We start from the raw sequence: 24,260 nt of genomic DNA, 5'->3' as shown, positions 1-24,260 counted from the left end.
TACACTAAATTCTAGGAATCATAGAGGTTAATTGTTGTTTATATTTTAACTGAAAATATAAAAAATAATTGTAGAGTTTGTAATTAACTTCATAACCATAATCTGTACGTGTGTCGTAATCTATTCTTACCTGATATAAATCAGGGCTGTAACTATATGGTTGGAGGTTTCTTTGGTTCCAGGCTTGTACAAGTAAAGCGTTTCTGTTTTCTAACCACCTTTGAGAATGAAATCCTCTTGGTCTGGCGGTACTTGCTAACCAAGCATTAAACCCAGGCTCTATGATAATAATTTCGTAGTCAGTTTCATCACTACTTATCGAAACAGTATCATTTTCTACTAAAGCACTGTCGTTACCATTATTAATTGTTGGATTGTTGTTGTAGGATTTACAACTTGCAATTAACGCAATGAGGACAACAAACGGAATGATCTTTTTCATGAGATTAAAGGTATTAATAATTTTAGTCATTTGATAATTATTGATGTTAAAGACAAAGTACACTATAAATAATATCACTAAAAACACGCAATGAGTCAAGAGGTATAATCAGTGAGTAAACGCCTACGATTGAAAACTAAAAAAGCAGCTCATCTGAGCTGCTTTTTTTATATAATAATATCAGAATTTTATTTCCCGAATAAGCCACCTAGAAGACCACCAAGTCCACCTTTTTTCTTAGCACCACCAAGTACCATTCCTGCAACGTCATCTACAACGCTACCATCTCCATCAGCATCTAAAATCTTCTCTAAGAAACTTTGCTCATTTCTAGTGTTGCTACCACCAAGTAACCCACCTAATAAACCTGTAAGGTCGCTTTGGGAACTTACATTGTTTTGACGAGATTGCTTGCCTAAAACACCCATTAAGATCGGTGCTGCTACTTTAAGAATGTTACCAACAGAACCTGAATCTAAACCAGATTTTTGCCCTATTACTTGCTCAACACCTTGGCGTTTTTGTCCTAAAACATGACCAAGAATTTTATCTCCATCTGTTTTAACTTCATCATCTACACCACCGCCAAAAAGGCCTCCTAAGTTATCTAAGATACTTCCATCGTGCTTACCGCTTAATGCTCCCATAAGCCCTTGCGCGCCTTCTGGTGTAGAAGCATTGCGCTCCATTGCTTTCATAAGAACAGGCAATGCCATTGTTAATACACTGCTTGTTTTGTTTTGATCCGTTCCTGTAGAACCGGAAACACCACTTATGATGGTTTTTCCCATATCACTATTCAATAAGTCTAAAATTCCTTCCATATATTTTATGAATTAAAGTGTTAATAAAGTTTAGTTTAAAAAGGTACAAAAAAAGTCCTATACAATTATAGGACTCATTTTCTTTAACTAGGTCACAATTATTTTGTTAGCCCAATATTTTTATGATTTGATCTGCAAGTTCTACACCTATTCTATCTTGTGCTTCACTAGTAGCAGCACCAGTATGTGGTGTCAGAGACAATGCAGGATTCATAAGTAATTGTACTTCTGGCTGTGGCTCTTTTTCGAACACATCTAAAGCAGCTCTCGCCACTTTTCCGCTTTCAATAGCTTTTACTAAAGCAATTTCGTTTACAACTCCACCACGCGCAGCGTTGGCTATAATTACACCGTCTTTCATTTGGTTAAAGTCAGCTTCGTCTATAACATAATCTTTTTGTGCTGGCACATGTAGTGTTATAAAATCAGCTTGTTTCAAAACTTCTTCTTTAGAAACGGTTTTTATATTGAAACTTACTTTCTGACCATCGAAAAAGTCTAATTCTAGAGTAGCTTCTTCAATAAATGGATCAAAGGCTACGACGTTCATGCCAGCACCAATACCAACCTTAGCAGTAGCTTGTCCAATTCTACCAAAACCAATAACACCTAGAGTTTTTCCTTTTAATTCAACACCTTTAGCGTAAGCTTTTTTAAGTGCTTTAAAGTTAGAATCTCCTTCTAAGGGCATATCGCGATTAGAATTGTGTAAAAATCTGGCTAAACCATAAAAATGGCCAAACACTAATTCTGCTACAGAATGTGATGATGCCGCAGGTGTATTGATAACATGAAGTCCTTTTTCTCTTGCATAATCAACATCTATGTTGTCCATACCAACTCCACCACGACCAATAATCTTAAGGCTTGGGCAGTTGTCGATAATATCTTTTCTTACTTTGGTAGCACTTCTTACCAGTAGCACAGAAATATCATTATCGTTAATGTAATTTTGTAATTGTTCTTGTGCAACAGTCGTTGTTAACACTTCGTAACCCGCAGCTTCCAAAGCGTCTATACCACTTTGAGACACACCATCGTTTGCTAGTACTTTCATGTAAAAGGAATTCTTTGTTTTATTTTTTAAGCTTTTCTTTCTAGTTCACTCATAACTTCAACAAGCGCTTTGACGCTATCTAGGCTCAATGCATTATACATGGATGCTCTGTAACCACCAACGCTTCTATGACCGTTGAGACCATTAATACCAGCTTCTTTCCACATGGCGTCAAAGGTTTCTTTTAGATTTTCGTTTTCTAATGTAAAGGTTGCGTTCATAGTAGAACGATCTTCTTTTACTGCATACCCTTTAAATAGTGGGTTTAAATCTATTTCTGAGTAAATTAATCGCGCTTTCTTTTCATTTTCTTCTTCAATGGCCTTGATGCCTCCCAAATCTTTTAACCATTGTAAGGTTAGCATAGATACGTATACTGCAAATACAGGTGGTGTATTAAACATACTTCCTTTACTGATATGCACTTTATAGTCCATCATTGAAGGAATTTTACGAGACACCTTACCTAATATGTCTTCTTTAACGACAACTAAAGTTGTACCAGCAGGACCCATATTTTTCTGTGCACCAGCATAGATTAAATCAAACTGTGTGAAATCTAACTGACGCGAAAAGATATCACTACTCATATCGCAAACCATAGGAATTGGTGAGTTTGGAAAGCGCTTCATTTGTGTCCCAAAAATGGTGTTGTTAGAGGTACAGTGGAAGTAATCGTAATCTTCAGGAATATCGTAACCCTTTGGTATATAGTTAAAGTTTGCACTTTTGGAGGAACCTACTTCATAAATATCATCATAAATTCTAGCTTCTTTAATGGCTTTATCACTCCAAGTACCAGTATTTAAGTAACCAGCTCTTTTTTCAAGAAGATTTAAGGCAACCATTAAAAACTGAGTACTTGCACCACCTTGTAAGAATAACGCTTTGTAGCCTTTACCTTCTAATCCTAACAGTTCTAAAGCTAAAGCTCTGGCGTTTTCCATAACATCTACAAAAGGCTTGCTACGATGCGAAATTTCAATAAGTGATAAGCCATCGTCAAAGTTTAAAAGTGCTTCAGAAGCTTTTTGAATTACGGATTTTGGTAGTACACAAGGACCTGCACTAAAATTATGTTTTTTCATTAATAGTATAGTTTCATTTCTAATGACTCAGAAATTTATTATTTTTTTGTTTAATCTGTTACAAAGGTGCTAATTAATTGCCTATAAAACATTACTAAATTGATAATTTTTGTATCAAATTTTTAACAAGAATTCAACAGTATTAACAGCATCTGCATAATCCCAAAGATCTGGTTTTTGGGTATGCCCAAAAGCAATTTCATTTTTGATAAAACCATTTGCAACTACACATTGAATCTTGTCATGCTCTTCTTCTAATTTATTTTTTAGATTTTCTTTACTTTCATAATATTCGTAAAATACAGTGGCAATGGGAGAGGCATAGCTTTTATCTTCCTTTATCATTAAAAAGCCATTCTCTAGCATATCAAATTCGCTCATTAAGTAGACAGCCTTGTTGTAATCATAGTTATTGGCGTATTTTGCTTCATGGATCACAGGATGCCATTTGTAAACTGCATTAAAAAACGCATCAAAATTATAGTCTTTAGGTACAAATAGTTTTGATACATTTCTACACCCCAATCCGTAATATCTAAAGATATCATCAGACAAGGCTTCTAAATCTTCTTTAGACTCGTTGCCATTGAGTATCGCTACCGAATTTCTGTTCTTTCTAATGATGGACGGTTTGTTTCTAAAGTAGTACTCAAAATAGCGTGCTGTATTATCGCTACCTGTGGCTATAACAGCATCAAAGTTTTCTAGTTTATCTTGCGTAAAGGTAATTTTCCCTTTAAAGCCAGGTTCTACAACTTCGAGATACTTAGCTAGATAGGGCAGGAGGTGCTTGTCGTTAGAGGATTGTTTTACCAATACATTATGGCCAGAAATAAGTACTGATAAAAAGTCATGAAAACCAACCAGAGGGATGTTACCAGCCATAATAATACCAACCGTCTTAGGTTCTATAGTTTCAAAATTATAAGCCCTTGTCCATTGGTTTATATTTTTGGTAGTTAAGGCATGTGCCCAAGACTCTAAACTAAAGTATACGTTAGCCTCAGTAAACCAACCGTTGTGTTCTTTCGCTAGTTTTATTTGGTGTTTAAAGCCCTCAAAAAAAAGATCGTTGGCTTGTACAGTATCATCCTTTTGGATACCCTTGGTGGTAAACTGGCTTAAAAAATGCCCTAATTTTGAGAAAGCGTTAATTCTTTGTTGTAAAATCATATAGAGTTTGGTAAAACGCCTTTTAGGCTTTAACTTTGCAATCCTGTTTGGCGACAGGCAAAATTACGTAATAAAAAAGAAAAATTACCATGGCAATTATAATCACAGACGAATGTATAAATTGTGGCGCTTGTGAGCCTGAGTGCCCTAATACAGCTATTTACGAAGGTGCAGACGATTGGCGCTACTCTGACGGTACCAGTCTAAAGGGTAAGATTGTACTACCTAATGGCAAAACAGTTGATGCTGATGAGACGCAAGAGCCTATTAGTGATGAAGTCTACTATATAGCACCAGATAAATGTACGGAATGTATGGGCTTTCATGAAGAGCCACAGTGTGCAGCGGTTTGCCCAGTAGATTGTTGTGTGCCAGATGATAACCATGTAGAAACGGAAGAAGAACTTCTAGGTAAGCAACGTTTTATGCATCCTGAAGACTAAAGGAATGCTTATTTATTAATTGATAATAACCCATAATCCCGAGCGTAATGCTTGGGATTTTTTTTGTTTATTACCCGAACTAACCCTGCCGTTAACATGGTATAAAGTCGGCATATAGTCGGCATATACTTGGCATAAATAGCCTTAATTTATTTATTTTATTTATATTTAAACCATTGATAATGTGTGTTTTGGTGTGTTTGACGATTGATCGGTTGATGGTTTTTATGATACAATTTGTAAAACGCCTTAGCATATCACCATTAAAAGTTATCGATACGTACCGACTTAGGCAGTTGGGATAACAGGACTGAGGTGTGTGAATACGTTGTGTTTTTTATGCATAAGATGTTATATATAAACTATAGTAAACAAGTACGTTATGGCAAAGCAAAAGGGTGTTGTATTTTTTGAAGGGACGTTGGGCGGTATTAATTTTTATTACAGAAAGGGTGTGCCCACGGCCAGAAGGGCTGGTGGTGGCTTTTCAGCTAAGGCCATAAAGACGAGTTCTAACATGGTACGTGTGCGCGAGAGCAACTCTGAGTTTGCGCTGTGCTCTGTGATAAACAAGCATTTTAAGCTTGCGCTAAAGCCTTTTATGAATGGTTATAAGGATGGTACGTTTCATTATCGGTTGATGCGCTTGTTTTTGAGCATTAAGGATTTGGATGTTACTTCTGAACGTGGCCAACGTACGGTTGGGATTGGTTATGCTACGGAATATGGCCCTAGAGTGTTAAGTGATTTTGTAGTGACTCCGGAGCGTCCTCAGTTGTTTTCTTGTTCTTATGCTTTTGATTGGGATGCCTTGCGTTTAGATGTTCGTAATTTTAGTATTGCGGCTGCCAAGTTTCCTAAAGGTGCGGACGTTATGGAGGTTGTTGTTGGTGTGCTGCGTTTTGATTTTGAGACGTGCACTTATACTAGTGTTATGGCAGACGCTTTATATGTGCCTAGAGATTTTGAGGCTTCTTCCTTTAGTATAACTGTTGATGGCTTGCCAGAAGGTAATGGTGTATTGGTTGCTGTGGCACGTGTGGCGTTTTACCAGCAGGTTAATGGTGGGCTTTTTTTGTTGTCTGGTGCTGCTGGGTTTGGGGTTGCGATGTTTGGGTGTTACGATGTTTAAATGTTTATGTGTTTAGTCGTTTATGTGTTTAATTGTTGAGACGTTTTGATTTATTCTTACTTTTTTTAAAGACAAAAGAAGTAACTAAAACGTCTTTTGCTGTAAGGGGAAATTATAGGTTAGCTTTGGGTGTTGGGTGTTGGGTGTTGGGTTTTGGGTTTTGGGTGTTGCTGGCATAAAAAAGTCCTACCGAAGCAGGACTAGAGATTTTTATCTGCGGCATGTATTTGAATGACATGTGCATGGCTTTATTTAAGACTTCATTTCTTACAACACAATGAATATTTTGATTATTATTTAATGAACTTTGTTATCTTTCAACTTTAATAAAGCAAGGTTCAAAATGAACCGAATAAAAGAGGTTTTAGAACAGAAAGGAATAAAACAAATCTGGTTGGCTGAACAACTTGGAAAGAGCTACAATATGGTACACTCTTATGCCCAAAACAAACGCCAGCCAAGTTTGGAGGACTTGTAAAAGATTGCGGAAATCTTAAATGTTGGTGTCAAAGAATTAATAATTGAAAGAACTGAACTTTAGATAGATTAAAAATAAATATGTCAAACATAGACCAAACAGACTTAACATTTTTTACAAACGAAGAAGGACACAGCCTTTTGAGTAGATTCAAATCCACTTTGCGAGATACCCAACTCTTTGATGTTTTAGTTGGTTATTTTAGAATGAGTGGTTTCCATAGAATTTATGAATCACTTGAACCACTTGAAAAAATCAGAATATTAGTTGGTCTTAATGTCGATAAAGATTCATATGACATCATTGCATACAATGAACTAATGTCAATGATGGACTTGGAATCTCATCAAAGAACGAAAAAAGTATATCAAAAAAATCTAAAAGAAGAAATTGAAGATGCAAATGAGAATGAAGATAAACTTGAATTAGGAATTAAAAAGTTTATTGAGTTTTTGAATACAGAATGCCAAGACCCAGAAATTGACAAAGCATATCACGGAAATGGAAAAAAATTAGAGATAAGAGCTTATCCTTCAAAAAATATTCACGCCAAAGTTTATATCGGGAAATTCAAGCCTGATGATAGAGATTATGGCTTTGTAATTACAGGTTCTAGTAACTTTTCTGAATCAGGTTTAATTGCTAATCGCGAATTTAATGTTGAGTTAAGAACAAAGCGAGACGTACTTTTCGCAGAAGACCAATTCAACAAATTATGGGCTGAATCTGTAGATATTTCAGAAGACTTTATTGATACAATAGAAAAGAAAACTTGGTTAAGCGAAAATATTTCACCTTACGAACTATATCTTAAATTAATATATGAATATTTAGAAGAAGACATAAACCTTGAAGATGAGTTCGACCCATTTTTACCTGATGGTTTTATGAAACTTAAATACCAAAGTCAAGCTGCAATCCAATCTAAAAAAATATTAGAAAGATATAATGGTGTGTTTTTAGCTGATGTAGTAGGTTTGGGTAAAACATTTATTACAGCTTTATTACTTCAACAATTAATTGGACGAACACTTGTGATTTGTCCGCCAGTTTTAAAAGATTACTGGAAAGATTCGCTATTTGATTTTGGAATTAGAAGTTTTGAAGTTGAATCACTAGGTAAATTACCTCACATTCTAAAAAAAGGAACAGAACGTTATGATTATATAGTAGTTGATGAAGCACATAGATTCAGAAATGAAGGAACACAAGCCTATGCAGATTTGTTAGAGATTTGTACTAACAAAAAAGTAATTCTAGTAACTGCAACACCACTTAACAATACAATCAACGATATTTTCGCTCAATTAAAACTGTTTCAATCGCCAAAAAACTCTACTATTCCTGGAGTTCCAAATCTTGAAAAATATTTTGCAGGATTAAGAACACGTCTTAACAAAGTAGATAAAGCAGAACCAGAATACAAACAACTTATAAAAGAAATTTCAGACGATATTCGGAACAATGTGTTGCGTTATGTAATGGTGAGACGAACTCGTAACGATGTAATGACTTACTTTAAAAATGATATGCAAAAACAAGGATTGGTCTTCCCTACTCTAAATGACCCAAATAAAATTGTATATCAATACGAAGGAAATTTAGAGCAAATTTTTAAATCTACAATTCAACAGCTTCTGGAATTTACATACGCTCGTTATACGCCATTATTGTTTTATAAAGGAAACAAACAACTTTCTGAATTTGAAAAGCAACAACAACGCAACGTTGGTGGCTTTATGAAAGGTATATTGGTAAAACGATTAGAAAGTAGTTTTCACGCTTTCAAAATGAGTATTGGTCGATTTATTCAATCTTACGAGAATTTTATTGATATGTATAAGTCTGGGACGATTTATGTCAGTAAAAAAGTAAATGTTTATGACTTATTAGAAAATGATGATATATATAAATTAGAAGAGTTAGTCAATGAAGATAAAGCACATAAATACAAATCAGAAGATTTTACTAAAAACTATATAGATAAATTAAATAAAGACTTATTAATTCTTGAATACATAAGAGATGTTTGGGCAACTGTAAATGAAGACCCAAAATTAGAAACCTTTATTAATGAACTTAAAACAGATAAAATTTTAAAAAAGAACAAGCTTGTAATCTTTACAGAATCCAAAGAAACTGGCGATTATTTATATGAAGCTTTGATAGAGGAATTTCCAGAACAAGTAATGTTTTTCTCTAGCCTTGGTGGAAGACATAGTAATAAAACACTTTTATCAAATCAAAATGTTTCTAGAGATATAATTCAGTGCAACTTTGACCCAAATCGCAAAAAGAAAGACCAAGTTAGTGACATTAGGCTATTAATTACAACCGATGTTTTAGCGGAAGGTATCAACTTGCATCGCTCAAATGTGCTTGTAAATTATGATTTACCTTGGAATCCAACCAGAGTTTTACAACGTGCTGGACGTGTTAATCGTTTAGGAAGTTCCTTCCCGTTTGTATATATCTACAACTTTTTTCCAACAACACATTCTGATGCTCATTTAGGTTTAGAAATAAATATCACAAACAAAATTCAAATGTTTCACGATATTTTAGGAGAAGATGCCAAATATTTAAGTGATGGTGAAGAATTTGGTAGTCAAGAGCTTTTTAATACGTTGAATAATAAAAAAGCATATTCTGGTGAAGATGAAGTTGGTGATTCTGAATTAAAGTATTTAGAAATCATTAGAGAAATTCGAGATAATAATCCTGATTTATTTGAACGAATTAAAAACCTTCCAAAAAAAGCACGAAGTGGTTTTGTAAATAAAGAATTAGAATTTCAGAAAATGATAACATTTTTTAGAATTGGTAAACTTAAAAAGTTCTATCAATTTGAAAATGGAAAATCTGATGAAGCTACTTTCTTTGACGCTGTTCACAAATTGGAATGTAAGCCTGAAACACCAAGAGGAAAAGTGCCAGATAATTTCTTCAATATGTTGCAAACAAACAGAGCTAAATTCACGCTCGACACTACTGCAAAAGAAGAAACAGGCGGAAATAGAGGTCGCTCAAACGCAAAATATATCGAAGACCGCATCATAAAAGATAAGCTATTTAAAAATTTCAAAGGTTTCACAGAAACAGACGAAGAGTTTATTACAGCTGCAAAAACCACGCTCAAAGAAGGCAAAATGGCGAAAAAGACTGCCCAAATCGTCAAAAAAGAATTAGAGAAAGTTATTGAGCCATTGCACGTTTTACAGGTATTAAGAAAGTATGGACGTATTAGAATGGATATCAACAAACAAAATAATAATAAGTTCCAAAAAAGAGAAGTGATTCTTTCAGGATATATTACCAACAGTTAATTATGGATAAAAATTCTGCGATTAATCTCATAGATAAAACCTTTAATAAAGCATTTGATGAAGCGAGGTTTACGAACTTCATTCAGAACTTATTGAACGATTTTGAAATAAAACCATACAAAGCAAGTGGTAATACAATTTGGGAAGACCAACGCGACCACGTAAGCTACTACAAACGCATTGGTAAATATATAGATCCAGAAGGCGAAGCTTTAGATGTCTTGATTGTTCAAGTAAAAAATGTCTCTAAACTGGAAAGAGCAAGGACAGCATTGAGAAACTTTGTGATTAAGCATCTTAACAATTTTGAGAAAGACTATGCTTTAGTGGCATTTTACTCTAAAGAAGACGAAGGGTTCGACTGGCGTTTTTCTTTCATAAAAATGGAACATCAATCCTATTTAGATGAAGAAAAGCAAAAAGTGAAGATGCGTAAGGAGTTTACACCTGCAAAACGTTATTCTTTTCTAGTTGGTAAATACGAGAAATCGCATACCGCAAAAACGCAATTATTACCGCTTTTACAAAATATTGCGAATAACCCAACTATTTCAGAGTTAGAAAAAGCGTTTAGTATAGAGCGTGTAACCGATGAGTTTTTTGAACAATACAAAAGCTTATACATTAAAGTCTATGAGTATTTTGAAAAACAAGATTTATCTATTTTTCAAGACAGCCAATTAGATGCGTCAGGCTTTACTAAAAAGTTATTAGGTCAAATAGTATTCTTATACTTCTTGCAGAAAAAAGGTTGGTTAGGTGTACCTAAAAATGAAAGATGGGGTGCTGGTAAAAGACACTTTCTGCAACAACTTTTTGATGAGTCTTTAGAAAAAAACAAAAACTTCTTTAAAGACTATTTACAATATTTATTTTATGAAGCATTGGCCAAAGAGCGCGATAACGACAATTCGTTTTACCCACGTTTTAACTGTCGTATTCCATTTTTAAATGGGGGGCTTTTTGAAGCGCAATACGATTGGCAAAACGCCAACATTAGTATTCCTACAGATTTATTCCGTAACAATGAGAAAAACAAATCTGGAGATATAGGAACGGGTATTCTCGATGTGTTTGACCGTTACAATTTTACCATTAAAGAAGACGAGCCTCTTGATAAAGAAGTAGCAGTTGACCCAGAAATGCTAGGGAAAGTCTTTGAAAATATGTTGGAGATTAAAGAACGAAAAAGTAAAGGAGCGTTCTACACACCTCGTGAAATTGTACATTATATGTGTCAAGAAAGCTTAATACATTATTTAGATAATGCATTAAATAATTACAATAACACTTACCAAGAATTGGGAGATGACCAAACAAATATGTTTGGAAATCAAGGAAAAACAGGGCAACAAACCATACAAGCTGAAACCAATGAAATTATTGTGCCCAAAGAAGATATAGAACAATACATACGCGAGGGGCATTTAGCATTAGAAAACGATGTGCGTGTGGCAGAACGTGGCGAAACCAAAACCTATAAATTCTTACTGCCAGAAAGTGTACGTAATAATGCCGATGTTATAGATAAAAAACTAACCGAAATACGCATTTGCGATCCTGCTATTGGTTCTGGGGCATTTCCTGTGGGTTTGTTGCACGAGTTGGTAACAGCGCAATTAATATTAAAACCACATTTAAGTTACAATTACCTAAATAATAAATTAAAAGAATTTGAATTTCACGAACGAGAGAGCGTAAGCGAAAGCCGTTATGTGTACCGCTTAAAAAAGCACATTATACAAGAAAGTATTTATGGGGTAGATATAGACCGCTCTGCTATAGATATTGCGCGTTTACGTTTATGGCTCTCTTTAGTGGTAGACGAAGACGATTTAGAACCTATAGAAACGTTACCAAACCTCGATTATAAAATTGTGTGTGGTAATTCGTTAATTGGTATGCCAGATGGTACAATGCGAGATTTAGAGGTTGAAAAAGAGTTAGAAACTTTAAAGGAAGAGTTTTACGCAGTTACCAATGAGCAACGTAAAAAAACATTACGGAACAAGATAAACACAAAAATAAGAGAGCTTTTAGATACCGCTGAAACCTTTGCTGGATACAAGATTGACTTTGATTTTAAACTCTTCTTTTCTGAAGTATGGCGTGAAAAAGGTGGTTTTGATGCAGTGATAGCAAATCCACCATATGGAGCAAAATTAACAAAGGAGGAAAAAGTATTATTTAAAAACCAATATTCAGATGTTCATATGAGAACACCTGATACTTTCAACTATTTTATTTCTAATGGTTTAAGATTGTTGAAGGAAGATGGAGTTATAAACTTCATCGTACCTAATAATTTATTGTTTCAGTCTGAATATGAAAAAACACGAAAGCTACTTTTAAACAAAAACTCATTCCATATAGGAATTAATTTGGGAGATGGTGTATTTAATACTGCTACAGTACCTTCTTGTATCTTTTTAACAACAAAGGATAGTCGAAGCTATAGTTATAAGTATGCCGATTTAAGAAATGCTGATAAGAAGAATTTAGATTTTAAATCTATATTTTCGAAAACAACAGTCAGTTCAACATTACAAGTTCCTGCTTCTGTTTTTGGTATTAGTGAAAGTGAGTTTGAAATAATAAAAAAATTAAAAAGCGTATCTGTAACAATTGATGATATTGCAGAAGAAATGGCAAGTGGTATCTCAACTGGTGGTGATAAAATTTTTAGGATTAAAACTGATTTTGCCAAAGAGAATCAATTTGAAGATGGTATTTTAAAGAAAGTACTCAAAGGAGGTGAAATAAATAAGTATAAAATAGAAAACAGTCAAAATATTTTGATTTATACCAATAGAAGTGTAGAAATTGATAATTATCCAAATATTAAGGATTATTTACTTTCATTTAAAGATAAATTAATGACTAGAAGTGAATCTAAATCTGGGACTTTACCTTGGTTTGCTTTAGGTCGTCAGAGATATCCAGAATTATTTGAGGAGCCTAAAATTATTATGCGTCAAACTTCTGATTCTATCAAAGCTGTATTTGATGATGAAAGTTATTATGTTTTAAACAGCATATTGGTTTTTAAGAAGAAAAGTGAATGTAGTTTATCGTATGAGTACATTTTATCTATTCTTAATTCAACAGTAAACGCGTTTTTGTATGATAAATTTTCACAGGAAGGTGGAAGAACTTTTGCTGAAGTTAAACCTAAAAATGTGAGAAAGCTATATGTGCCAGAGACAGGTAATGAAGAGCAAATAAACATTAGTATTATTGTTGATTATTTGAGTTTTGTAAGCAAGTTTAAAAATGCATATGTGGAAGTTTTTAATTTCTTCGAACTTGCGCTAGATGCCACATCTTTTGAACTGTTTTTACCAAATGAGTTTAAGTCTACAAACAAATTCATTTTAAAACACCTTTCAGACCTCAAACCTATAAATGATAGTATGAGTGAAGAAGAAAAGTTGGGTATTATACAAAGCGAGTATGAGCGGTTGTATCATCCAGATCATCCTGTACGCTTTGCTATAGAAACCCTAGATAGTATAGAAGAGGTACGTATAATTAGAGAGGCATTAAAATAATTAAACAATGGCATTTAATCCAAAGACAGAATATACAATAGTTCAGGAAAGTTTTCCTATAGAAGATTTTCATAAATACAAAGATGAGTTTGTAACAAGACCACCATACCAACGTAAAGCAGTATGGAAGGTAAAAAAGAAACAAGCCCTAATGGATAGTTTGTTTAGGCGATATTATATCCCCAAGTTAGTTATTCGCAGAGTACGATTAAGTGATGACCGTACAGTTAATGAAATTGTAGATGGCCAACAACGAATTACTACGGTACAGGAGTTCTTTGAAAACAAATACAAATTACCAAAAACATTGGCAGATTTAGGTGAAGGTATTGCAGGTAAATATTACAAAGACCTTAATTCAGAAGTCCGAAAATTTATTGATAGATCCTTAACCTACCAAGCCGATGTTATTTTAAATATCGATGAACCAAATAATGTAAACCACCAAATTATTGCTACCGAGATTTTTTGGAGGTTACAACAAGGCGAAACCTTAAACTATATGGAAGTTGCACACGCGCAATTATCAAGTTTAAGTAGAAATTTTATAGTAAAATATGCTGATGACTTAACCTTTGATTATAACAAATACGAGCCAATAGATAGTAATCCAGATAAAATGCCATTTTTCAAACTATTGAATGTAGATAATGATAGAATGAAGCATTTACAATTTATGGCGAGGTTTCTTCTTATTGAAAAAAATGGTGGTTATGCCGAATTAGGCGATAAAAAAATAACAGAGTTTATTGAAGAAGCCAAAACATCAAATGGTATAGGAGATTATACTTTCGAGAATAATAATGAAGCTGTTGCGGTACGCAAAAATTTAAAAGTATTCTACGATATTTTTAAAGATGACCCAATGTTAGACGATAAAAACGGCATAAAAGAGTTTTCAGTAGAGTATTTCATCATTTCTGTATATATGCTCATTCGTCATTTAAGAATGCATTATGTATTAGATAATGATACCAAAAATATAGTTCGTGAATTTATTTATGCTTTTCATACGCGTTGGAAAACTTACGAAGATTCTGAAGATACCGATATGTTGACGTTTAGTAATCGTAGACAACAAGGAGAACACGATTTAGAAGTCAGAGATAGAATTATGAGACAAATCTTTTTCGAGTATTTAAAAGATAACCTTTTTGAGTTAAAAGAAAAAGATGAAAATAGAGCCTTTTCAGAGTTACAAAGAATCATAATTTATCGTGATGGTAAAGGATTATGTCAGGAGTGCCTACGTGAAGGTAAACCCGAAAAAGAAGCAAGAGTAAGTTGGTCTAATTATCAAGCTGACCACGTTTTTCCACACGCTAAAGGAGGTCAGACTATTTTAGAAAACGGAGAGTTATTATGTGCTCATCATAATCAATCTAAAGGTGCAAAAGTGAGTTAATATGAAAATCCAAAACCTAACCATAAATAAATACAAAGCATTTCAACGGTCTGAAAATATTGCTGTGAGTGGAAAAAACGTTTTTATTTATGGAGAAAATGGAAGTGGTAAAAGTTCCGTGTATTATGCCCTAAAGGATTTTTTTCAATCTAGTGTTGAAAATATCAATATGGCAAATTTGCGAAACCTTTATTTAACTGATGGACAAACAGATTGTGCTATTGAAGTTGAGTTTGATGGTAATGCAAAATTTACATTAAATGAAAGTACAAAGACTACAAATACAGCTTCAATCACGGACTGTAATAGATTAAAAAGTTTTATCACATACAAACATTTATTAGGAGTTCACAACGTAAAATTGAAAGATGAACTTAATGTTTTTAACTTAATTATTAATGGAGTTCTAAAGCATTTTAAATCTCAAACAATTACAGGTGGAATTGAATTGGGTGAATTGTGGAAAGATGTTTTAGAAGAAAGTAAAAAAACAGTAGGAAGAGGTAAAGATTTTAATCAGCATAGACAAAAAAAGGCTTCTGTTGAACGCAAAGCATTATCATTTAATAATGCTTTAAATAAACTCTTTTTAAGTGGTAATCCTGATTATTTAGCACCAGCAGTTAATAAAGTTTTAGAAAAATTAGTTCCTGATCTAAAAATAGAGTTCAATAGACATACGATTCAAGTAAATCAATGGGGCGGAATATCACAAAGTAAGATTTTATTAAATATTGAAAGTGATGGTACTTCTTTAGATAGTCATTATCCTCATTTCGCTTTGAATGAGGCTAAACTTTCTGCAATTGCAATAAGTATTTTTTTAGCTGCAATATTGAGACAGTCTAGATTTTCGGAAGAAATTAAAATTCTATTTCTAGATGATATACTAATCGGATTAGACAATGAGCATCGTTTAAAACTCATAAAACTTTTAAAAGAGCCAGAATTTGAGCAGTTTCAAATATTCATTACAACTTATGATAGGCATTGGTATGAAGTCGCAAAAGTACAGCTAACCAATTGGAAATTTCTTGAATTTTATAAAGGTGTAAATGGTCCAGAAATTAACGACAAAGTAAAAACTGAAATACAAAAAGCTGAACTATATAAAAATAGTTATGACTATCCAGCTGCTGCCAATTCTTTACGTAAAGTTTTAGAAAAAACGCTTAAAGAAAAACTACCTGAAACACATACGTTAAGTGAGGAAGTAAAAGGTCTTTTAAAACCACCAAAATTGGATACATTAATAAATCGTTTAAAGGAATATTATAAAGATTTAGAAATAGAAATTCCAGACTCAATAATTGATGGACTAAAAACATATAAAACTGTATTGTTAAATCCAATGTCGCACGATGATATTGAAAGTCCAATTTATAAAAATGACATAGAAGCTGCTTTTAAAGTTATAGATGATTTACAAAAAATTGAATTACCAAAAAGAGAGGTTGTAATCGAAAAGAATAAAGTATTCACTATTACTTTACCTGCAATCTCATATACTGCTGAACTGGTAACTGCTACTTATGTTTATAAGATAGATAATGATGGAGATATTTCATTTTCTACACCAGAATTTTCATTTAATAAATGGACAAGAGAAGGAGTTGACTTTGCAATGGACACGGATTCACCACCATTAGCATACACTCAAGATGCAAAATTGAACGATATATTAAGAGGACCTTATACTTGTGAAGTAATTACTAATGCTTTAAATAGAACATTTACAGATAGAAGTGTTCCCAATATTGTAGAAACTGATTTAAAAAATGCGATGGAATGTGATGGAAAAACTCTAACGCAATGGTTAGTTTAAGAATGAAATATTTATGAATCAAGCCCTAGCTCTAAATCATACACATTCGCAATTCACTACAGCCAATGCTACGCCAAAAATTACAAAAGAGTATGCCTTTCCAACGCTACAAATAAAACGGAAAATAAAGTACGAAAACACAACAAAGAACTGAGTTAAAAAGCAAGTCATTTTATGCTAATTTTGAAAAGAGGTTCTCGGCTTAAGACAATCCTGATTTTACAATAGCTAAAGCCTGTTTCTTAATATTTACTTTGGTTAAAATCCGTTGGTATAAAAAAGATATATAGTAAAATTTAAAAAATTTACTTGTTGCCTAATTCTACAATAATTGATAATTTACAGGTAACGAGCTGTACACAAGACCGCAGTAACACATTTGCGAAAAGCCTATGAAGTACAAAAATTATAAATCGGCAATTCACAATTTTACGCATTCGTTTATGAGTATTGACTATATGAAAAGCGGACGGCTTGCTGTAAATGTACTTATTGATTTATATAAAATCGGAAAAGAAAACCGAGCAAATTTTGACTTTATAAACAGAGAAATAAAACCAAAAGAGGCGGAATCTAAAGCAAGCAGACAATTACTTAACGATTATTTAAATTGGTTGCCAGAGCATTTTAAAAACCATGACTGTGATTTGACTAAATTAGAAAAGCTAGACATAACAATTTGGACAGACTTTAGTAAGGCTATCTCACCGCTTGGAATGCATAATAAAAAAGGGTATAATATTTATGCTCTAACAAAATGGAAAGCTGATGAAGGCGACGAACAAACTGTTGAGATTTCACAATTTGAATTCATTGAAGCACATTATTTGAACATTAGACTTCCTGAATTTTGAAAATGAAAACGCGCTACAGTAGAGGCTATAAGCTATTGAGGCTGAATTGCTTTACTGGTTTGCATATAATGCTTGTGTCGTTGTAATTTGTTATCTTTCGGTCGCGATACAATAAGTATGGTGAATTTTTTTTTGTAACGACTCATAGCCTAAACCATTGGCACTACTTAAAACCGAAATAATGACAAATAAAATTTTGCTTCTAGTTTTAGGACTAACTCTTTTTAGTTCCTGCGAAAAAACTGATAAATCTAATGTTTCAACAGTATACTATAATGGTGATATTATTACTATGGTTGGTGATACGGCAAATTATGTTGAAGCCATAGTTGAACAAGACGGAAAAATAATCTTTACTGGCTCTAGTGAAGACGCCATGACAATTGCTGGAAAAGATCACCATATGATTGATTTGGAAGGAAAAACACTCGTTCCGGGATTAATTGATGGGCATGCCCATTTTGCTAATTTTGGCGCACAGGCAATTGGTGCGCAATTATTAGCTTCGCCTGACGCCAATGTTGATGACATGAACACTTTAATTTCAGTCCTAAAAGCATGGAATACACCTGAAAATAGAGCTTTGACAGGCTGGATTTTTGGTACTGGGTTTGATGATTCTATCTTAAAAGAAAAACGGTTCCCTACTAAACACGATCTAGATGAAGTAAGTACAGAATTTCCAATAATGATAACGCACATTTCAGGACACTTTGCAGTAGTGAACTCAAAAGGATTAGAAAAATTGGGAATTGATGAAAACAGTAAAAATCCTGAGGGCGGCATTATAAGACGCGAAAACAACTCTACAGAACCTAATGGTGTTTTAGAAGAACTGGCTGCGATTCCGTATATGCTGCAAGCTATTGCACCCAAATCTGAGGAAGCCGTGATAAGATTTTTTGAAGCCGGACAAGAAATGGCATTGTCTTACGGATACACAACGGCTCAGGAAGGGAGAGCAATGGAAAATCATGAAATGCTAGTTGCTATGGCAGAGAGGGATCTATATAAAATTGATGTAGTGAGCTATATAGATTACGCCTTTGTAGATGCATACATGGACAGTAAATGGAATAGTAAAGATTATACTAACAACTATAGGATAGGTGGAATGAAGGTTACATTAGATGGTTCGCCCCAAGGCAGAACTGCTTGGAGAACAGAACCTTATCTTATTCCGCCACAAGGAATGCCACACGATTATAGTGGTTACCCAGCTATACCTAACGATAGCGTGGTGACTTCCATATTAGAAAAAGGGTTTAAAAATAATTGGCAAATTTTAGCACATACTAATGGAGATGCTGCAATTGACCAATTTATTAGAACAATGAAACCACTACAAGAAAAATACGGAAAGGAAAACAGACGCGATGTTATTATCCACGGGCAATACATTAGGGAAGACCAGTTAAATGAAGCCAAAGACATGAAAATGATTGCTTCTCTATTTCCGTTGCATACATTTTATTGGGGAGATTGGCATACTCAACTTATTGGTGATTCTTTAGTCCAAAGTATTAGTCCGGTAAAAACAGCACTAAAAAAGGGAATGGATATTACTATTCACACCGATGCACCAGTTGCACTACCTAATTTAATGCGCGTTTTGTGGACAGCAGTAGAACGGACTTCTCGTTCTGGTAAAATCATTGGTCCTAATGAAAGGTTATCACCCTACGAGGCTTTACAGGCAATAACCATATGGTCGGCATATCAACATTTTGAGGAAGACAGAAAAGGAAGTCTTGAAAAAGGGAAACTCGCTGATTTTGTGATTTTAGATAAAAACCCATTGAAAGTAAATCCTGAAAATATAAAAGATATACAGGTTTTAAAAACCATCAAAGAAGGAGAAATAGTATATGAGAAATAATTATTGCCGCCAATGTATAACTGTAAAATATTTACGCATATGTGTTTGCTAGCGGTATTCCCTTCGACAAGCTCAGGTCAGGCCTAACCGAATCTGCTCGAAATTACTAACGTCAGTTCTTAACTAAAAATTATTACCTTTAATGTTGTAACTTGCTGTTGTATGAGGCCTTTGTGGTGCATTTCAGCAGAACGTAAAACATAAAAGATATGGAAAGCATAACTGTTCAAACTTCTATCAAATCCGATCTTGACAGGGTTTGGAACTATTGGACACGACCAGAACACATTACCAATTGGAACTTTGCGACTGATGCGTGGTGTTGCCCAAATGCTGAAAATGATTTAAGACCGAATGGGAATTTCTCTTGGCGCATGGAAGCGAAAGACGGTAGTATGGGCTTTGATTTTACGGGAACTTATGACAAAATAATTGACAAGGAACTGATTTCTTACAAAATGTCGGACGGACGAAAAGTGGATATTGCGTTTTTGCAAAACGGAGATGAGGTAAATGTGAGGGAAACATTTGATGCTGAGGGCACACATACCGACGAACAACAGCGTGCTGGTTGGCAGGCGATACTCGAAAATTTCAAAAAATACGTGGAAACGCATTAGCCCATTACAATGAGCGAGACAAGCCCATATAATTCCGTAGCCGAATACATCAATGCTCAACCCGAAGAAACCAAACAAGCGCTGTTGGAACTTAAAGCATGTATTTTGAAAGTTGCGCCTAATGCAACTGAACTACTTAACTATAACATACCCGCTTATGCTTTAGTTAAAGACGGAAAAAGGGAACAGCAGATAATGATTGCAGGCTATACAAAACACGTTGGACTTTATCCACACCCAACAACTATGGAAAAGTTTGAACCTGAATTGACCGTATATAAACGCGGAAAGGTTCGGTTCAATTTCCGTTAGATAAGCCTTTACCTAAAGATTTAATAATAAAAATGATAATGTACCGAAAAACACTATTGAATGCATAAAGAACGTCAACCACTTTCAACAAAGAAGCCGCCTATTCCAGAGCCTGATTATAAGGTTATTGAAGATTGGATGGCAAATGGGGAAATGCCTATTACGGAACCGATGCATTAGGATGGCTGATTGAAGTTGCGGCTTATGATGTGTCTGCTAATATTGTTTTTCTTAATGGTGCAGCTTTTGATCCACAACCACCTTTGGGAACAGGGGAAACAAGATATATTAAGCTAAAGACACTAGATGAGGTAAATGATGCGAGCGTGATTGATTTTATACGACAAGCAGCAAATTATGATGGATGGAAATAAATAATAAACGACATACAGGAATGTGAATACGTAACAACGGTTTGGGTGCTACTCAAACCGCTTTTTCGTTGAAATAGCGTATATTGCTATACGACAAGCAATTACATAACATCCATTACTGCTCGTACAAAAATCGTTTGATAACATTTAGATCAACATGCTGAAAAAACTAAACTACGTACTGCTAACCACAATTTTGGTGTTTTTGAGTTGTAAAAGCGACCAGCAAATACCGGAAATAAATTACTCAAAGGATGTGGTTTCTGAACCTATTCCTTTTGCTCAAGGGATAATCTCTACTGAAGAAAACAGCGAATTTGAATTGACGTTTTCAACGGATGGACTTACAACATATTTTTCTAGAAGGGCGCCAGAACAAAAACAAACCATTTATAAAAGTACGTTGGTCGATGGTAAATGGTCAACACCAGTTTTGGCAAGTTTCTCTATTGATAGAGACGAAACGCCATTGATAACACCAGACGGAAAATTTATGTATTTCGGTTCTGAGCGACCAATTCCAGATAAACCAAACAAAGGAAACTTTGATATGAATATTTGGAAAATGGAAAGAACAGAAACTGGTTGGAGTGAACCAGTACCTTTACCTACACCAATAAATGAAGTGCAAGAAGAAGGCGAAGAATGGCCGTCATCAAATAATAATTTCTTTTTTACAAACGACAACGAGACCTTTTACTATACCACAATGGTGCGTGGCACCAAATCAATCAAACTTTATGAAACGAAGTTAGAAGGGGGAAATTTTTCAGCGCCAAAAGTAATCGATGGACTTTTTGACGATGAGAACTATGTAGTTTATTCTGCGGTAATATCACCAGACGGAAATTTTTTGGTTTTTAATTCCTATGGCGTGCCTAGCGGATCTGGAGGCGAAGATATCTTTGTTTCTAAAAAGACACAAAACGGATGGAGTAGGGCAAAGCCAATAGGTCCCTTAGCAAATACAAAGGGTGAAGAGAGCAGTCCTAGGTTTTCGAGAGATGGAAAGTATTTTTTCTTTAGTCGTGCTGAGAATTATGGTAACTACGAATACGGCAACTGGAGTATATTTTTTGTTGAAACTGAATATCTTGGTTTCAGTGAACTATTTGAATAATTATGTTGCCTAATACGGTATAAAAAAATAGTAGTTGCGGTACCTTGCTAAAAGTTGATTTTTCGTTGAAATAGCGTATATTGCTATACGACAAGCAATTACATGACATCTGTTGCTGCTCATGCATAAACCGTGGTGCTTAATTATTACGAACTCCTAACTCATGATAAAATTCTTTAGAAAAATCCGCCAAAACTTACTTATGGAAAATAAAATTGGAAAGTACTTTAAGTACGCCGTTGGAGAAATTGTACTTGTAGTCATCGGAATTTTAATTGCATTACAGATTAACAATTGGAATGAGCAACGCAAAGAACATAGTAAAGAACAAGCGCTATTAAAAAGGCTTGAAAAGGAATTTATATCTAATAGAAATCAACTTCTAGATAAAATAGAACTTAGAAATACTTTGATTGAAAATTGTAGGCAGTTATTAGATTATTATGATGACCCAGAAAATGCCACACGCGATAGTATCCTTGTTTACTTAAGTACTATTCAACCACCAACCTTTGATCCAATTCAGAACGACTTGGTAAGTTCTGGAAATATCGAAATTTTAAAAGATGAAACGTTAAAGCAACTACTTGTTAATTGGAGCACTGATGTGATTCAACTTCAAGAAGTAGAGCAAGTGTTTTTTAGATTTTGTGAACAACGCATTTATCCTCATCTAAATGACGTAGGTATACAGCGTGATGTAGCATACACCCATTGGAAAGACGCACCCAAAAACTTGTTAGAATCCAAACAGGTTAAAAACCTCATACCTGGAACATCAAAACTTATTACAACGACTACGAATGAACTTTTGAAAGACTCCAAATTAGAAGGTAAGGTTGCTTGGGCATTAACCCTAAATGTGTTTAATAATCAAGAATCCCAAACCTTAATGAAAAGGATTAATCGTATTCTTGAAGTATTAGAAAGCCAAATAAAAAACTAATAAATAAAGCACAACGCTAGCCAATGATAAAATTCTTTAGAAAAATTAGACAGAACTTACTTTCGGAAGGAAGAACCGGGAAGTATCTCAAATATGCAATCGGAGAAATTGTACTTGTAGTCATTGGTATTTTGATTGCGCTACAAATTAACAATTGGAATGAAGACCGAAAAAACAGAATTACAGAAGCCGATTATTATTGTAGAATATTAGATGACTTTTTGCTTAATGAGAAGTTAATTGATGAAAATTATGAGTTGATAGCCAACAAAATAAAACTCACCAAAGCGTTAATAGTAGATTTAAACACTATACCAAATGATAGAAGTCGCATTCTAAATAAATTTGTAATTGCCTTAAGACAAGACGCTTTTGTGCCCAGTACCATTACTTTTGAAGATTTAACATCATCTGGACAATTAAAACTGCTCACAGATATTACATTAAAAAACAGACTGATAAAGCACAGTACAGTTTTAAACAACACTATAAACCTTCTGGAAGAAAATAGAAATGAAATAATTAAGCGGTATTTTGATTTTGACCTTATCACAGAATTGGGATATCAGGATGTTGATTACATGCAAAAAGAACTTAGTGAGGAACATATTTCTTTTTTACCTAAAATCAATTGGACTAACGACCCTACCAACCCATATTTTATAAAATTTCAAGATAATCTTGTGTTTTTTTTGGGTATGCAAATGAGACAGCGACAATACTTTTTTAATTTAAAGGAAGACATACAAGAACCTATTCAATTACTAAAAGGCAAAACGTGTAAATAACGAGACCACAATAATGGCTATCAGTAATTATTTGTTCGCACAACCTACCTCACAGCAATCATACTGATCTCAACATTGACAAACTTAGGTAGGTTGGCTACTTCTACAGTTTCTCTTGCGGGTGCAGTGTCTTCATTAAAATATGTGGCATAAACAGTATTAATCTTTGCAAAGTTGTGCATGTCGCTAATAAAGATAGATGTTTTAATAACGTTTTCAAAGGTCATGTCTGCAGCAGCTAAAACTGCTTTCATGTTTTCCATAACCTGTTTGGTTTCGGCCTCAATGGTATCCATTACCAGTTCCATAGTCTTAGGATGCAAGGCTATTTGCCCAGAGGTGTACAAGGTATTACCAATTAAAACTGCTTGGTTGTATGGTCCTATTGGAGCGGGTGCGTTTGGTGTGTTGATTATAGTTTTCATGAGTATAGGTTGCTTCAGTTATTAGTGGGTTTAAAATTCGGTAATTTGAGTGGTTTTTTAGAATAAAATGGTGACTATTTTGTTCTTGGTTCATTTTGACATTAATAGTTCTCGATACATTTTTAATCGCTTTGCTAGCGATTAAAAACACTCGAACTGACAGTAGATTTGTGTTTTCCCTTTTTTGAGACTGTTTTG

At 34.1% G+C, this 24,260-nt stretch carries 23 protein-coding genes; 16 read left to right on the top strand and 7 right to left on the bottom strand.

Translation table 11 applies throughout. The annotated features are described in order from the left end of the window. Window positions 1–4: 4 nt before the first annotated feature. From FC091_RS06240 to FC091_RS06220, 5 genes are all read right to left on the bottom strand, one after another. Window positions 5–442, bottom strand: coding sequence for a DUF6146 family protein (locus FC091_RS06240; RefSeq protein ID WP_138433424.1), 438 nt, complete (start codon window positions 440–442; stop codon window positions 5–7). A gap of 188 nt (window positions 443–630) precedes the next feature. After that, window positions 631–1,266 carry a DUF937 domain-containing protein gene (locus tag FC091_RS06235; protein WP_138433423.1) on the bottom strand — a complete coding sequence of 212 codons (636 nt, stop codon included), beginning with the start codon at window positions 1,264–1,266 and terminating at the stop codon, window positions 631–633. 106 nt (window positions 1,267–1,372) lie between these two features. Beyond that, window positions 1,373–2,323 (bottom strand): D-2-hydroxyacid dehydrogenase, encoded by a 951-nt coding sequence (locus FC091_RS06230; protein ID WP_138433422.1) that lies wholly within the window; start codon window positions 2,321–2,323, stop codon window positions 1,373–1,375. A 26-nt stretch (window positions 2,324–2,349) separates the two neighbouring features. Then, the gene (serC, locus tag FC091_RS06225) at window positions 2,350–3,411 is read right to left on the bottom strand and encodes a 3-phosphoserine/phosphohydroxythreonine transaminase (RefSeq protein WP_138433421.1); all 1,062 of its coding nucleotides are present in this window, start codon (window positions 3,409–3,411) and stop codon (window positions 2,350–2,352) included. A 114-nt stretch (window positions 3,412–3,525) separates the two neighbouring features. Then, on the bottom strand, window positions 3,526–4,584 hold the full coding sequence (locus FC091_RS06220) for an acyl-CoA reductase (protein ID WP_138433420.1): 1,059 nt from the start codon (window positions 4,582–4,584) through the stop codon (window positions 3,526–3,528). Between the two features lie 89 nt (window positions 4,585–4,673). Here FC091_RS06220 and FC091_RS06215 point away from each other — a divergent pair, with 89 nt between their 5' ends. Beyond that, complete coding sequence (locus tag FC091_RS06215) at window positions 4,674–5,027, top strand: 4Fe-4S dicluster domain-containing protein (protein ID WP_138433419.1); 354 nt, start codon at window positions 4,674–4,676, stop codon at window positions 5,025–5,027. Window positions 5,028–5,409: 382 nt separating this feature from the next. Next, window positions 5,410–6,159 carry a hypothetical protein gene (locus tag FC091_RS06210; RefSeq protein ID WP_138433418.1) on the top strand — a complete coding sequence of 250 codons (750 nt, stop codon included), beginning with the start codon at window positions 5,410–5,412 and terminating at the stop codon, window positions 6,157–6,159. 112 nt (window positions 6,160–6,271) lie between these two features. On the opposite strand, the gene FC091_RS15370 is transcribed toward FC091_RS06210, so the two are convergent. Beyond that, window positions 6,272–6,397 (bottom strand): hypothetical protein, encoded by a 126-nt coding sequence (locus FC091_RS15370; protein WP_262708973.1) that lies wholly within the window; start codon window positions 6,395–6,397, stop codon window positions 6,272–6,274. Window positions 6,398–6,502: 105 nt separating this feature from the next. Between FC091_RS15370 and FC091_RS06205 the strand changes: the two genes are divergently transcribed. The 14 genes from FC091_RS06205 to FC091_RS06145 all read left to right on the top strand — a co-directional run bounded on the left by FC091_RS06205 (window position 6,503) and on the right by FC091_RS06145 (window position 23,637). After that, entirely contained in the window at window positions 6,503–6,637 is a 135-nt protein-coding gene (locus FC091_RS06205; RefSeq protein ID WP_138433417.1) for a helix-turn-helix domain-containing protein, read from the top strand. Between the two features lie 80 nt (window positions 6,638–6,717). Continuing rightward, window positions 6,718–9,963 (top strand): SNF2-related protein, encoded by a 3,246-nt coding sequence (locus FC091_RS06200; protein WP_138433416.1) that lies wholly within the window; start codon window positions 6,718–6,720, stop codon window positions 9,961–9,963. 2 nt (window positions 9,964–9,965) lie between these two features. Then, the gene (locus tag FC091_RS06195; protein ID WP_138433415.1) at window positions 9,966–13,514 is read left to right on the top strand and encodes an Eco57I restriction-modification methylase domain-containing protein; all 3,549 of its coding nucleotides are present in this window, start codon (window positions 9,966–9,968) and stop codon (window positions 13,512–13,514) included. A gap of 7 nt (window positions 13,515–13,521) precedes the next feature. Next, window positions 13,522–14,919: an HNH endonuclease family protein gene (locus FC091_RS06190; RefSeq protein ID WP_138433414.1), complete on the top strand. Its 1,398-nt coding sequence runs from the start codon at window positions 13,522–13,524 to the stop codon at window positions 14,917–14,919. 1 nt (window position 14,920) lies between these two features. Continuing rightward, complete coding sequence (locus FC091_RS06185; protein ID WP_138433413.1) at window positions 14,921–16,744, top strand: AAA family ATPase; 1,824 nt, start codon at window positions 14,921–14,923, stop codon at window positions 16,742–16,744. A 13-nt stretch (window positions 16,745–16,757) separates the two neighbouring features. Beyond that, window positions 16,758–16,898, top strand: a complete 141-nt coding sequence (locus FC091_RS15195; protein WP_171032477.1) for a hypothetical protein — start codon at window positions 16,758–16,760, stop codon at window positions 16,896–16,898. A 238-nt stretch (window positions 16,899–17,136) separates the two neighbouring features. After that, the gene (locus FC091_RS06180; RefSeq protein ID WP_138433412.1) at window positions 17,137–17,598 is read left to right on the top strand and encodes a hypothetical protein; all 462 of its coding nucleotides are present in this window, start codon (window positions 17,137–17,139) and stop codon (window positions 17,596–17,598) included. A 181-nt stretch (window positions 17,599–17,779) separates the two neighbouring features. Beyond that, window positions 17,780–19,477 carry an amidohydrolase gene (locus FC091_RS06175; protein ID WP_138433411.1) on the top strand — a complete coding sequence of 566 codons (1,698 nt, stop codon included), beginning with the start codon at window positions 17,780–17,782 and terminating at the stop codon, window positions 19,475–19,477. A 209-nt stretch (window positions 19,478–19,686) separates the two neighbouring features. Continuing rightward, complete coding sequence (locus FC091_RS06170) at window positions 19,687–20,097, top strand: SRPBCC family protein (protein WP_138433410.1); 411 nt, start codon at window positions 19,687–19,689, stop codon at window positions 20,095–20,097. Window positions 20,098–20,106: 9 nt separating this feature from the next. After that, window positions 20,107–20,409 carry an iron chaperone gene (locus FC091_RS06165; RefSeq protein WP_246035806.1) on the top strand — a complete coding sequence of 101 codons (303 nt, stop codon included), beginning with the start codon at window positions 20,107–20,109 and terminating at the stop codon, window positions 20,407–20,409. A gap of 134 nt (window positions 20,410–20,543) precedes the next feature. After that, window positions 20,544–20,783, top strand: a complete 240-nt coding sequence (locus tag FC091_RS06160; protein ID WP_212745830.1) for a hypothetical protein — start codon at window positions 20,544–20,546, stop codon at window positions 20,781–20,783. A gap of 157 nt (window positions 20,784–20,940) precedes the next feature. Then, complete coding sequence (locus FC091_RS06155) at window positions 20,941–21,903, top strand: TolB family protein (RefSeq protein ID WP_138433409.1); 963 nt, start codon at window positions 20,941–20,943, stop codon at window positions 21,901–21,903. Between the two features lie 202 nt (window positions 21,904–22,105). After that, window positions 22,106–22,849 (top strand): DUF6090 family protein, encoded by a 744-nt coding sequence (locus FC091_RS06150; protein ID WP_171032476.1) that lies wholly within the window; start codon window positions 22,106–22,108, stop codon window positions 22,847–22,849. 23 nt (window positions 22,850–22,872) lie between these two features. Beyond that, entirely contained in the window at window positions 22,873–23,637 is a 765-nt protein-coding gene (locus tag FC091_RS06145) for a DUF6090 family protein (RefSeq protein ID WP_138433407.1), read from the top strand. 44 nt (window positions 23,638–23,681) lie between these two features. Here FC091_RS06145 and FC091_RS06140 read toward each other — a convergent pair whose 3' ends face one another. Then, window positions 23,682–24,062, bottom strand: a complete 381-nt coding sequence (locus tag FC091_RS06140) for a Rid family detoxifying hydrolase (protein WP_138433406.1) — start codon at window positions 24,060–24,062, stop codon at window positions 23,682–23,684. Window positions 24,063–24,260 lie beyond the last annotated feature (198 nt).

This window comes from Winogradskyella algicola (assembly GCF_005869935.1).
GTDB classification, from domain to species: domain Bacteria; phylum Bacteroidota; class Bacteroidia; order Flavobacteriales; family Flavobacteriaceae; genus Winogradskyella; species Winogradskyella algicola.
Note: the sequence above shows the minus strand (reverse complement) of the source record. Positions and strands in the feature narration are given on the sequence as shown.